The organism is Microbacterium sp. 01T413_2 (genome assembly GCF_056398985.1).
The window spans coordinates 1-12,177 of the sequence record NZ_JBFTQL010000053.1 but is presented as its reverse complement, the minus strand read 5'-3'; the positions used below and the strand labels follow the sequence as shown (position 1 = coordinate 12,177).

Genomic DNA, 12,177 nt, shown 5'->3' with positions numbered 1-12,177 from the left:
GTCCATCTGGTCGGCCTCCGTCTGCCTCCGCACATCGTCCATACGGTGGAACTTCGACGGATTGGCAACGTAAACATCACGTTTCCGAAYCGTGAGTTGTTTACGTAACCATAGTGTGCCTATAGTGCTCTTGGTAACGCAACCAATCACGAGGAAGTGACTTGATGTCGATGGCGATGACGGGGCTCCGACGCTCCCGGCGGTCCTGGGCCGGCTGGTGGTTCGTCGGTCCTTTCATGCTCGTGTTCACGCTGGTGCTCATCGCGCCGCTGCTGTACGCGATCTATCTCAGCCTGTTCCGCGACTCCCTGATCGGAGGCACGCATTTCGTCGGCTTCGAGAACTACGCACTGGCGATCGTGGATCCGAAGTTCTGGGACGCCACCGGCCGTGTCGTACTGTTCCTCGTGGTACAGGTGCCGATCATGCTGATCCTCGCACTCGTCGCCGCCCTGGCACTGGACAGCGCGCGACTGCGCTTCGTGCCGTTCTACCGGCTCAGCATCTTCCTGCCCTACGCGGTGCCCGGCGTCGTCGCCGTGATGATCTGGGGCTACATGTACGGCGACCAGTTCGGTCTCGTCGCCGATCTGAACCGCTGGCTCGGCGACGTCGTGCCCTCCCCGCTGTCGGCGACGTTCATCCTCCCCGCGATCGGCAACATCGTCACCTGGGAGTTCGTCGGCTACAACATGCTGATCTTCTTCTCCGCGCTGCAGGCGGTGCCGCAGGAGCAGTACGAGGCGGCCGAGATCGACGGCGCCGGTGCGCTGCGCACGGTGTTCAGCATCAAGCTGCCGGCCATCCGGGGCGCGATCGTGGTCGCGACCATCTTCTCCATCATCGGCAGCTTCCAGCTGTTCAACGAGCCCGCCGTGCTGCAGAAGATCGCGCCGAACTCGATCTCCAGCTACTTCACGCCGAACATGTACGCGTTCAACCTGTCGTTCGCCGGATCCCAGTTCAACTACGCCGCCGCGATCGCGATCATCTCCGGCGTGATCACGATGATCATCGCCTTCGTCGCGCAGTCCATGGGCTCGAAGGAGCAGAAGTGATGAGCGTCATGACCTCGAACAGCGCAGAGCCGAGGGACACCGAGGCCATTGTCACCGGACGGCGCCCGAGCCGGCTCGCGAGCGGACGGGTCGCGCAGCGCCCGGTCCGGCGCACGCGGCGCACCTCGCCGCGTCGCACCCGCACCTCGATCACGCTGATGATCGTCATGTCTCTCATGCTGCTGTACAGCCTGGGGCCGCTGTTCTGGCTGGTGGTGAACGCCACCAAGTCGAAGTCCGACCTCTACACGACGCCCGGACTGTGGTTCGGGCCGACCTTCTCGTTGTTCACGAACATCGCGGACACCTTCGCCTACGACGACGGCGTCTTCCTGCGCTGGTTCCTGAACACCGTGCTCTACGTCGTCGTCGGCGCCGGCGGAGCCACCCTGCTGGCCACGCTCGCCGGCTACGGCCTCGCGAAGTACCGCTTCCCCGGGCGCAAGGCCGTGTTCGCGATCATCCTCGGCGCGCTCGCCATCCCCGGATCCGTGCTCGCCGTGCCGCAGTTCCTGCTGTTCAGCAAGCTCGGTCTGACGAACACGCCTGCGGCGGTGATCATCCCGTCGCTGGTGAGCGCGTTCGGTCTGTACCTGGTGTGGGTGTACGCCGCGGAAGCGATCCCCGACGAGCTCATCGAGGCCGCGCGTCTGGACGGCGCGGGGGAGCTGCGGATCTTCTTCTCGATCTCGCTGCGCCAGCTCGCCCCGGCCTTCATCACCGTGCTGATGTTCGCGGTGGTCGCGACGTGGAACAACTACTTCCTCCCGCTGATCATGCTCTCCAGCCCCGAGTGGTATCCGCTCACCGTGGGGCTCAGCCAGTGGGCGTCCGCCTCCGCCTCGATCGGAACGGCGCCGATCCCGCAGCTGGTCATCACCGGCTCGCTGCTCACGGTCCTGCCCATCTCCGCCGCTTTCCTGTACCTGCAGCGGTACTGGCAGTCCGGCCTCGCCGCCGGAAGCGTCAAGTAGCCGCGCATCCATCCACCCTCCCCGCATCACGAATCCCACGCACGAAAGATCTCTGCATCACCTCCCGAAAGGAAACCCGCAGTGAAGAAGAACATCTGGATGCGCGCCGCCGTCGTCGTCGGCGCCGCCTCAATCATGATGGGCGCCCTCGCCGGCTGCCAGGGCGGCAGCGACGCCGCCTCCGGCGGCTCGAAGGCCGACATCGACGCCGCGCTGAAGAAGGGCGGTGAGCTCACCTGGTGGACCTGGGGCGACACGACCCAGGACTGGGCGGACGCTTTCACCAAGGAGCACCCGAACGTCAAGATCAAGGTCGTCAAGCTCGACAACCCCGATGCGACGGTCACCAAGCTGCAGAACGCGGTCAAGGCCGGATCCGGTGCTCCGGACATCGTGCCGGTGGAGTACCAGACGATGCCGCAGCTCACGATGAGCGGTGCGCTCGCGGACATGACCCCCTACGGCCTGGACGGCTACAAGGACAAGTTCACCGCCTCCACCTGGAACGCGGTCAACGTCGGCGGCAAGCTCGTCGGCCTCCCGCTGGACTCCGGTCCCATGGTCATGATCTACAACACCAAGCTCTACGCCGCCGCGGGCATCACCGAGGCGCCGAAGACCTGGGACGAGTTCACCGCGGACAGCGCGAAGCTGCACGCGGCGAACCCGGACGCMTACATCGCCACCGGCGGCGACGCSGGCTTCTTCACSAGCATGATCTGGGCCTCGGGCGGTCACCCGTTCAAGACGGACGGGGAGAAGGTCACGATCGACCTGCAGGACACCGGCAGCAAGAAGTTCGCGGACATGTGGGGCGGGATGCTGCAGAAGGGCGAGCTCTCCCCGCTCGCCACCTGGTCCGACGAGTGGACCAAGGCGCTCGCGCAGGACAAGCTCGCCACGCTGATGATGGGCTCCTGGATGATCGACATGGGCGAGGACTACGGCGTGGACAAGTGGAAGGTCGCGCCCATGCCGACGTGGGACGGCACTCCCGGTTCCGCTGAGAACGGCGGCAGCGGCATCACGGTCACCGAGCAGAGCAAGAACAAGGCCCTCGCCGCGGCGGTGCTGCAGTTCCTCGCCGACGGCAAGGGACGCGACCTCGTCAACAAGGGCGGATTCCCCTCGACCGTCGCCACGTTCGACGACCAGGCGTGGGCGAACCGCACCTTCCCGGCCTTCGTCGACAGCCAGAAGGCGAACCAGGTCGGCGTCGCGGCGTCGAAGTCGGTCATCCCCGGCTGGCAGTACCTGCCCTTCCAGGGCTACGCCAACAACGTCTTCGGCGACTCGGTCGGCAAGGCGATCGGCGCCAAGGGCGATCTGAATGCGGCGCTGAAGGAGTGGCAGAAGACGCTCGTCGACTACGGCAACCAGCAGGGCTTCCAGGTCAACAAGTAACCCGGATCCGCCCTCGGGGGTGCGGGGTCCGCCGATGCGGATCCCGCGCCCCTTCCGTCCGGCGTCCTCCGACGCCGATCCTCACGAACCCCGGAGACCCCATGCCCGCCTTCGCCATCGGCGAGACCGACTTCCTCCTCGACGGAGCACCGTTCCAGGTGATCTCCGGRGCCATGCACTACTTCCGCATCCACCCGGATCAGTGGGAGGACCGGCTGCGCACCGCCCGGCAGATGGGCCTCAACACGATCGAGACCTACGTGCCCTGGAACGCGCACGAACCACGGCGCGGGGCGTTCGCCGCCGAGGACGGCCTCGATCTCGGACGCTTCCTCGACCTGGTCCGGGCCCAGGGCATGTTCGCGATCGTGCGACCCGGCCCCTACATCTGCGCCGAGTGGCACAACGGCGGCCTTCCCGAGTGGCTCATCGAGGACGGCACGATCGCCGTGCGCTCGCGCGATCCGCGCTACCTCGCCGAGGTCGAGCGGTATCTGGGCGCGGTGTACGACATCGTCCGGCCGCGCCAGCTCACGCACGGCGGCGGCGTGATCCTGGTGCAGATCGAGAACGAGTACGGCGCCTACGGATCCGACAAGACCTATCTGCGCGCGCTCACCGACATGACCAGGGCGGCGGGCATCGACGTGCCCCTGACCACGGTCGATCAGCCGACCGATGCGATGCTCGACGACGGCACTCTGCCCGAGCTGCTCAGCACGGCGTCGTTCGGGTCGCGCGCGGTCGAAAGGCTCGCGGCACTGCGGCGGCATCAGCCGAGTGGGCCGCTCATGTGCGCCGAATTCTGGTGCGGCTGGTTCGACAGCTGGGGCGAGCCGCACCACACGACGTCGGCGGCCGACAGCGCTGCCGAGCTCGAGGCGATCCTCGCCGCGGGCGCGAGCGTGAACATCTACATGGTGCACGGCGGCACCAACTTCGGGTACATGGCCGGCGCCAACGACAAGGGCGTCTACCGGCCGATCGCGACCTCGTACGACTACGACGCGCCGATCGCCGAGGACGGGACGCCCACCGAGAAGTACTGGCGGTTCCGCGACGTGATCGCGGCGCATGCGCCGGTGCCGGATGACCGTCCCGCCCCGCGCTCGCCCTCGCGCGTCCTGGAGGCGCCGCTGGAACGCGCCGTCGCGCTCGCGGACGCCGGAGCCGAGCGCTGGAGCGCGCACGACACGGCTCCCGCCGCGACCGCCTTCGGGTCGCCGCGCGGATACTCTCGCTACGCGATCGAGATCCCGCGCGGTGGCGCGCTCACTGTGGCAGAGGTACGCGACCGCGCGCACGTGCTGCTCGACGGCCACGCTGTCGGCATCCTCGATCGTGAGGCGCACGACCGCGTGCTCGCGCTGCCCTCGGGTGGGGAGCTGTCGATCTTGGTCGAGCACCTGGGCGGCGTGAACTACGGACCCAGGATCGGCGAGGCCAAGGGCCTGATCGGCCCGGTGCGCCTGGACGGCGAGGAGCTGCACGGCTGGCTCGTCTCGCCCCTGGAGCTGGAGGCCGACGGAGTCCGCGCCGCGCTCGCGGCGCACGGGACGCCCGTGCTGCGGGGGGTCCCGCTGGGCGGGCCCGTGCTGCTGGCCGGCAGCTTCGATGCGGACGCATCAGGCGATCTTCACCTCGACGTGCGGGGGTGGGGGTCCGGCGCGGTCTGGATCAACGGCTTCGCGCTGGGCCGTTACTCGGCGCGGGGACCGCAGGAGACCCTGTACGTGCCGGCTCCGCTGCTGCGCGGGGAGGGCAACGAGATCCTCGTGCTCGAGCTGCGCGGCCTGGAGCGACCCACGGTCCGGTTCGCTCCGGAGCCGCGGCTCGGCCCGACCGAGTTCTGAGGTGCGGTCAGTCCTGAACCGGCACCGGGCCGGTGCTGTCGCGGACCACGAGCCGGGTCGTGATCAGCGGGTTCTCGGGCAGCGGCTCCCCGTCGATCATCGCGATGAGCAGTTCGGTCGCACGCTGGCCGACGACGTCGAAATGCTGGTGGATGGTGGTCAGCGGCGGCCAGTAGCTGCCGCTGTCGTCGCTGTCGTCGAAGCCGATGACACTGAGGTCCTGCGGAATGCGCAGGCCCGCCTCGTGCGCGGCGCGCATCACGCCCAGCGCCATCTGATCGTTGGCGGCGAAGACGGCCGTGGGACGCGGCTCCTCGGCGAGGATCTCCCGGCCGGCGGCGTAGCCCGACGCCGCGGACCAGTCGCCGCGGTGCCGGGCGGGGGTGGCGAGGGCGTGCTCCTGGCAGACGCGCGCGTAGGCGTCCTCGCGTCGGTGCGCGGAGAACGACTTGAGCGGCCCGGCGACGTGGGCGATGCGTCGATGGCCGAGGTCGAGCAGGTGCCGCATCGCGGTGCGAGCGCCTTGCTCCTGATCGGTGTCGACGAGCGTGTGATCCGCCGTCGCGGTCGAATCGACGATGACCAGCGGGAGCCCTGCCGTGAGGGCGTAGTCGTCCGGCGAGCCGAACTCGGCGGACATGATCAGGATGATGCCGTCGACGGCCTGCTCCTCGAGGCGCCCGAAGGCGCCCGCCACCGAGATGCGGGTGGGATCCGTCACGGGGATCAGGGTCGTCGTGTAGCCCGCAGCCGCGCCCGCCTCCGCGACGGCCTCGAGCGTGCGCTCGTTGCCCAGCGTCGTGATGTTGAAGGTGACGACCCCGAGACTGCGGAACCGGCCCGACTTCAGGTTGCGCGCCGCGCTGTTCGGCCGGTAGCCGAGCTCCTTCATCGCGGCCAGTACCTTCTCGCGCTTCTCGGGTCGCACATGCACGTACCCGTTGGCGACCCGCGACACGGTCTGCGGCGACACGCCTGCGCGCTGGGCGACGTCCTTGATCGAGGCGCGTGGTGCGCCGTCCTTGATCCGTTGCACGTTGGTCCCTTGCATGGCAACGTAAACAATACTCGAACCGCCCAGGAAGGGGAATCATGTCGTCACTGACTCTCGACGGCCATGAGGCGAGCGCCGGAACCGTGGATCTCGGCATCGTGCTGGAGACGGGCGGCGTCGCCCTGGTCCTGGACATCCGGGACGGAGGGCTTCCCGTCGTCGTGCACTGGGGCGCGTCCTGCGGTCCGCTCGACGACGCCGGCTTCGAGGCGCTCGCCCTCTCCGGCGTGTTCCCGGATGCGGGCAGCGAGGTGGACGCGGTCGTGCCGGTGTCGGTGCTTCCCGAGCTCTCCCGGGGCTGGAGCGGAACCCCCGGCATCAGCGGATCCCGGGACGGCGCGCACTGGTCACCGCGCTTCCGGGTGACCGGCGTCGCGATCGACGGTGCTCCCGTCGGAGGTCAGGGTCCTTCGGATCCGTCGTCGGGCGGGCGCCTCATCCTCTCGTCGGGTCCGGCCTCGGTGCGCGTCACCGCCCTGGACGACGAGGCGCGGTTGACTCTCGCACTCGACATCGAGCTCACCGGATCCGGTGCGATCCGCACCCGGGCCGCTGTGCGCAACAGGGGCGACGACGTGTACCGGCTCGAGTCGCTGATGCCGACGCTGCCGGTGCCCCTGGATGCGGACGAGGCGCTGGACTTCGCGGGCCGCTGGGCGGTCGAGCGGGTTCCGCAGCGCCGGCGACTCGGCGTCGGCGCTCACCGCAGGGAGAACCGCCGCGGCCGCACCGGGCTCGGCGCCGCGATGGCGCTGATCGTGGGGCGCCACGGCTTCGACTTCTCCTCGGGGGAGGCCTGGGGGATCCATGTGGGTTGGTCCGGCAACCACGTGCATCAGGTCGAGAGGGTCGCCGAGGGGCGGCAGGTGCTCGCCGGCGGCGAGCTGCTGCTGCCGGGCGAGGGCCGCCTCGCGCCGGGTGAGGAGTACGCGACCCCGTGGCTGTACGGGTTCTACGGATGCGGCCTCGATGCGCTGGCCGTGCAGTCGCACCGGATGCTGCGTGCCCGCCCGCAGCATCCCCGCACCGCCCGCCCGGTCACGCTCAACGTGTGGGAGGCCGTCTACTTCCATCAGAACGAGGAAGACCTCATCGAGCTCGCAGACGCGGCCGCCGCCGTAGGCGTCGAGCGCTWYGTGCTCGACGACGGCTGGTTCGGCGCCCGCCGCAACGACCGTGCGGGGCTCGGCGACTGGACCGTCTCCGCCGAGGTGTGGCCGCTCGGGCTGCACCCGCTCATCGATCACGTGCGCGGTCTCGGCATGCAGTTCGGACTCTGGGTCGAGCCGGAGATGGTGAACCCGGACTCGGATCTCGCTCGCGCGCATCCCGAGTGGATCATGTCGGCCCGCTCGGAGTGGCCTCTCACGGGGCGCCATCAGCAGGTGCTGGACCTCGCGAATCCCGACTGCTACGCCCACATCCGCGATGCGCTGCTGGCCCTCCTCGACGAGTACGACATCGCCTACCTCAAGTGGGACCACAATCGCGATCTCGTCGAGGCGGGTTCGGGGCCGCGCCGCGCTCCCGGCGTGCACGGCCAGACCGCGGCGTTCTACCGTCTTGTCGACGACCTCAAGACTCGTCACCCCGGGCTAGAGATCGAATCCTGCTCGTCCGGGGGCGGCCGGGTCGATCTGGGTGTGCTGGAGCGCACCGATCGAGTGTGGGGATCCGACGACAACGATCCGCTGGAGCGACTGCGGATCAACGCGTGGACCGCGCAGCTGATCCCGCCCGAGCTGATCGGCGCGCATATCGCCTCGGCGCCGTCGCACGTCACCGGTCGCACGCACACGCTCGCGTTCCGCGCGTCCGTGGCGCTGTTCGGGCACCTGGGCGTGGAGGCCGACATCCGGGGCTGGGACGACGACGAGCGCGCACAGCTGGCGGACTGGATCGCCCTGCACAAGCGGGAGCGCGCGCTGCTGCACAGCGGCCGGATGGTGCGGGCGGAGACGCCCGACCCGGCGTTCGCGCTGCAGGGCGTGATCGCCGAGGACGCCGGCCGCGCCCTCTACCTGTTCACGGCGCTGGCCGTCGGAGCGACCGCCAGCGCCGGGCGCTTCCGGCTGCCAGGGCTCGACGACGACCGGCGCTACCGGGTGGAGATCGAACCGCTCAGCCTGCGCGGGCTGAAGGGCAACCTCGCGGCCTGGCAGCGGGAGGGGGTGGCGCTGACCGGCCGGGTCCTCGGGCGCATCGGCATCGTCATGCCCTCCGTGCACCCCGAGACGGCGCTCATCGTACGCGCGACAGCGGTGGGCTGAGCGCCGCGCTCGGCACGTCCGTTCTCAGGACGGATTCGCTGGATCGCGTCGTGTCGACGGGCGCACAGGGGCGATCGGCAGAACCATCCTGAGAGCGGTGCGTCAGCCTCAGCCGAGGCTGACCTCGTCGCCCACCCGGATCGTGCCGCCGACGCCCGCGTCGTCACCCACGGCGCCGCTGACCCCGGGGAGGATCAACAGCCGGCCGAGCGTCGGCTGGACCTGCCCGAGGGATCCGGTGAGCGTCTTGAGCACGCTCGCGTCGCGCTCGCCGGTGTCGGGGTTCGCGTGCGTCGCGAGGCAGCGCACGATCGGCCCGGCCGTGGCGAGGCGCACGTCGCCGATCGCGACCTCGCCCTGCCAGTCCAGCTCGTCCCACGCGTCGACGCCGCCGATCACGATGTTCGAGCGGAACCGGCGGTCGTCGACGTCCTGCGCGAGCGCGGCGCCGAGTGCGGCGACGCTCGCGTCGCTGTGCACCGAGACGTAGCCGCGCCCACGGTCCTGGAATCGGGAGCTCGCGCCGTCGCCGACGAGCGTCAGGGGCAGCCGTCCCGGGCGCTGCAGGCGCTTGCCGTCGGGGGAGTCGAGCACGAAGGCGGTCACCGCATCGACCAGCTCGGCGCGGCCGTCCTCGTCCAGGCCCGCCTCCACGAGCGTCTCCCCGGCGTGGTCGATCCGCATGCTCTGCGCCGCGTCGTCGTACGCCAGGCGCAGCGCGGCGAGGCCGGGGAAGGTCTCGAGCGCGAGACCCTTGGACTTCGGCCAGTAGTCCAGTCCGTCGCGCTCCTCGGGGGCCGCCGCATCGGCGAAGCGGAACGCGAGCACGCGGTCACCGGCGATCCGCCCGTCCGCCTGCACGGTGAGGGCGGGCAGCTTCTCGGGGGTGAACCCCTTGACGGGATGGCGGTAGAGCGCGACGACGTGAGGCATGGATCCATCCTCGCAGGGGCGCGCGGGCGCTCGGGACCGGTCAGGCGTGAGGCTGTTCCAGAAGACGACGAACCCCGCCGCGAGCGGACTCGGGGCGGGGTTTCGGACGACGAGGCTCAGGCCTTTTCGAGTTCGTCCTCGTCTTCGTCGGTGTACTGATCCGCCCACTTGTCGACGTACTGGTCGTCGGTCTCCGGGTGACCCAGCTCGCGCTCGAGCGCCGAGTAGTTCACCGACGGACTGTACGACTTCAGTTCGCGGGCAATCTTGGTGTGCTTTGCCTTCTGACGGCCACGGCCCATGCGCGAGACCCCCTTACTGTAAGCAGTGGGCGATGCGGGGCCCGCTGTCTATTTCCGGCACCGGCTCGCGGCCGGTAAGAGTAGCATCCAGGATAGCACGCGGGCCACCTCACCTCGCCGTGACGGGTCCCCGGTAGCGCCGCACCGAGAGGAACGACGAGATGAGCGACACAGCCTCCACCCCCGAGGATCAGGAGCTGYAGGATCCGCAGTTGCAGAAGGCCGTGATCGTCGCGCTCCGGCCGGGACAGCCCCCGCGTGTGCTCGCCGAGGCTGTCCGCTACGCCGGCCTGTTGAAGGCCGCGCTGGTCGTCGTGCACGTCGACGTCACCCGGTTCGTGACCTTCGAGGATCCGGACGGGATGGTGCACTCCGCGCCGATCGACCTGAACATCGACACCGGTGCGGAGGAGTTCGCCGAGCTGCGCCGCGAGGTCGAGAAGGCGCTGGCCGGCTCCGGGGTCACCTGGACCGCGCGCCAGCTCGTCGGCGACCCGGCGCTCGCGATCAAGCACCTCGCCGGCGAGCTGGATGCGCAGCTGATCGTGGTCGGCACCCGCAGTCGGGGCCTCGGAGAGTCGATCCGTGAGTTCTTCACCGGATCCGTCGCCGCCCGGCTCTCGCACCGCCAGTCCCGGCCGATCCTCGTCGTGCCGCTCGCGACGGAGTTGCAGTCTCGCGGGGTGGGGAACGTCGTCAGTGGCGAGACAGGCCCGCCAGGGCCGAGGTCACCGCGCGCGCCGCGTCGTCGAGCGCGGTGTCCAGCTGCGTCACGAGCGATGCCGGCACCGTACCACCGCGTGCGACGTGCGTGCGCAGGTCTGTGCGCACCCTGGCCCGGAACTCGTTGATCGAGGCGTCCGCGCGGCGCAGCTCCTCACGGCTGGCGATCCGCTCGTCCGCGCGAGCGGAGGCCTCCCGGTAGGAGGAGGGCGACCCGGCGTTCTGCTCTTCGCGGGCGGCGGCGGCCAGGTCGGCGCGGAGGCTCTTCATGGCCTCCTGCACGCTCTGGCGCACCTCGTTCGCGATCAGGCGCACCGAGTCGTTCAGCCCCGCCTCGATGCCCTGCAGGTCGCCCTCGCGCGCGGTGAGCTCGGCACGGCCGGCCTCGGTGATCGCGTAGATCGTGGTGCGGCCGTCGACCGTCTTGGTGACGAGCCCCTCCTCCTCGAGCTTCGCGAGGCGCGGGTAGATCGTGCCGGCGCTCGGCGTGTACGTGCCCCCGGTGCGATCGGTCAGCGCCTGGATGATGCCGTAGCCGTGCTGCGGTGATTCCGCCAGCAGCGCGAGCAGGTACAGACGCAGATCGCCGTGGGAGAAGACCGCGGGGCTCACAGCAGGTCCTCTCCGTCGGAGGTGAACGACACCGGGGCCTCGGCGGCGTCGCGGCGCAGCACCGTGATGTCGCCGGAGACGGTGTTCACCCGCACATCGGCGAAGGATCCGGACAGCTCGCCGCGCGATCCCGTGAAGTTCGRCGGGCCCGACGATCCCCGCGGAACGCCGTCGATCGTGATGCGGCCGCTCAGCGCGCGCGCCACGTAGTTCGCGGCGAGGTTCTCGTCCAGGCGCACGGTGGCGTCGCCGGAGACGCTGTTCAGCGACACGGTGTTGACGGGGCCGGTCGCGTCGATGAGCATCGCGCCCGAGACGCTGTCGATCGTGGCCTTGCGCACCTCGCCGGTCAGCGCGACGCTGCCCGAGACGGTGTTCGCCATGGCCGTGCCCGCCAGGCCTCGCACCTGCACGTCGCCCGAAACGGTGTTCACGTTCAGGTCGCCGGTGTGGGTGTCGACGATGAGGTCGCCGGAGACGGTGTTGAGCCGCGCGTCCTCGGTGAGGCCGGAGACGAGCGCTCCCGCGCTCACCACGCCCAGGGTGAGGGCGATGTCGCGGGGGACCGCGACGCTGATCTCGGCCTTGGGGCCGCCGGCGCCGAAGTTGCGGAACACCTCGAGGAAGTTGTCCCAGCCGATCTGCGGRTGRTCGATCTCGATCTGRGTGCCGTCGGATTCGACGCGCAGGTCCTTGACGGTGACGTTGTGCACCTCGATCCGGATGCCCGGCTCGTCGTGCGCGATGACGTCCACCTGTCCGCCGACGAGGCCGATCTTGAGCTTCGACGCGCGCTCGATGTCGATCACGCGCTCCTGCCCGGGGGCGATGAGCCACTTCTCGGTCATGTCTGTTCTCCTGAGTTGGGGGATCTCGAGTCTTCAGCTCGAGATATATCGTGTTTGAGAGCATAACACGATATATCTCGATTCGCGTCAAGACTCTTTCCTGGGAGTTTCGAAGCGCGCACATGGCTGCATCCGAGGAGTGGATG

At 69.5% G+C, this 12,177-nt stretch carries 10 protein-coding genes and 1 pseudogene; 6 read left to right on the top strand and 5 right to left on the bottom strand.

The features are described 5' to 3' along the window. The first annotated feature begins 170 nt into the window (after positions 1–170). From AC1DMN_RS18005 to AC1DMN_RS17990, 4 genes are all read left to right on the top strand, one after another. Positions 171–1,058, top strand: coding sequence for a carbohydrate ABC transporter permease (locus AC1DMN_RS18005; RefSeq protein ID WP_233312527.1), 888 nt, complete (start codon positions 171–173; stop codon positions 1,056–1,058). A gap of 8 nt (positions 1,059–1,066) precedes the next feature. After that, on the top strand, positions 1,067–2,032 hold the full coding sequence (locus AC1DMN_RS18000; RefSeq protein WP_441977538.1) for a carbohydrate ABC transporter permease: 966 nt from the start codon (positions 1,067–1,069) through the stop codon (positions 2,030–2,032). Positions 2,033–2,113: 81 nt separating this feature from the next. Continuing rightward, positions 2,114–3,436, top strand: a complete 1,323-nt coding sequence (locus AC1DMN_RS17995) for an ABC transporter substrate-binding protein (RefSeq protein WP_477229762.1) — start codon at positions 2,114–2,116, stop codon at positions 3,434–3,436. A gap of 101 nt (positions 3,437–3,537) precedes the next feature. Continuing rightward, positions 3,538–5,289 (top strand): glycoside hydrolase family 35 protein, encoded by a 1,752-nt coding sequence (locus AC1DMN_RS17990; RefSeq protein ID WP_477229761.1) that lies wholly within the window; start codon positions 3,538–3,540, stop codon positions 5,287–5,289. 7 nt (positions 5,290–5,296) lie between these two features. On the opposite strand, the gene AC1DMN_RS17985 is transcribed toward AC1DMN_RS17990, so the two are convergent. Further along, a complete protein-coding gene (locus AC1DMN_RS17985; RefSeq protein ID WP_477229760.1) occupies positions 5,297–6,340 on the bottom strand; it encodes a LacI family DNA-binding transcriptional regulator in 1,044 nt (347 codons plus the stop codon). Positions 6,341–6,381: 41 nt separating this feature from the next. Between AC1DMN_RS17985 and AC1DMN_RS17980 the strand changes: the two genes are divergently transcribed. Beyond that, positions 6,382–8,613, top strand: a complete 2,232-nt coding sequence (locus AC1DMN_RS17980) for an alpha-galactosidase (protein WP_477384722.1) — start codon at positions 6,382–6,384, stop codon at positions 8,611–8,613. 108 nt (positions 8,614–8,721) lie between these two features. On the opposite strand, the gene AC1DMN_RS17975 is transcribed toward AC1DMN_RS17980, so the two are convergent. Continuing rightward, a complete protein-coding gene (locus tag AC1DMN_RS17975; RefSeq protein WP_441977370.1) occupies positions 8,722–9,546 on the bottom strand; it encodes an MOSC domain-containing protein in 825 nt (274 codons plus the stop codon). Positions 9,547–9,662: 116 nt separating this feature from the next. After that, positions 9,663–9,848: a DUF3073 domain-containing protein gene (locus tag AC1DMN_RS17970; protein WP_440733091.1), complete on the bottom strand. Its 186-nt coding sequence runs from the start codon at positions 9,846–9,848 to the stop codon at positions 9,663–9,665. A gap of 161 nt (positions 9,849–10,009) precedes the next feature. Here AC1DMN_RS17970 and AC1DMN_RS17965 point away from each other — a divergent pair. Continuing rightward, positions 10,010–10,444, top strand: a pseudogene (locus AC1DMN_RS17965) (universal stress protein); the annotation flags it as partial. Between the two features lie 100 nt (positions 10,445–10,544). On the opposite strand, the gene AC1DMN_RS17960 reads toward AC1DMN_RS17965, so the two are convergent. Continuing rightward, complete coding sequence (locus AC1DMN_RS17960) at positions 10,545–11,183, bottom strand: PadR family transcriptional regulator (RefSeq protein ID WP_477229758.1); 639 nt, start codon at positions 11,181–11,183, stop codon at positions 10,545–10,547. Next, on the bottom strand, positions 11,180–12,031 hold the full coding sequence (locus AC1DMN_RS17955) for a DUF4097 family beta strand repeat-containing protein (protein WP_477384720.1): 852 nt from the start codon (positions 12,029–12,031) through the stop codon (positions 11,180–11,182). Before AC1DMN_RS17955 ends, AC1DMN_RS17960 begins: the two co-directional genes overlap by 4 nt. Positions 12,032–12,177: the final 146 nt, after the last annotated feature.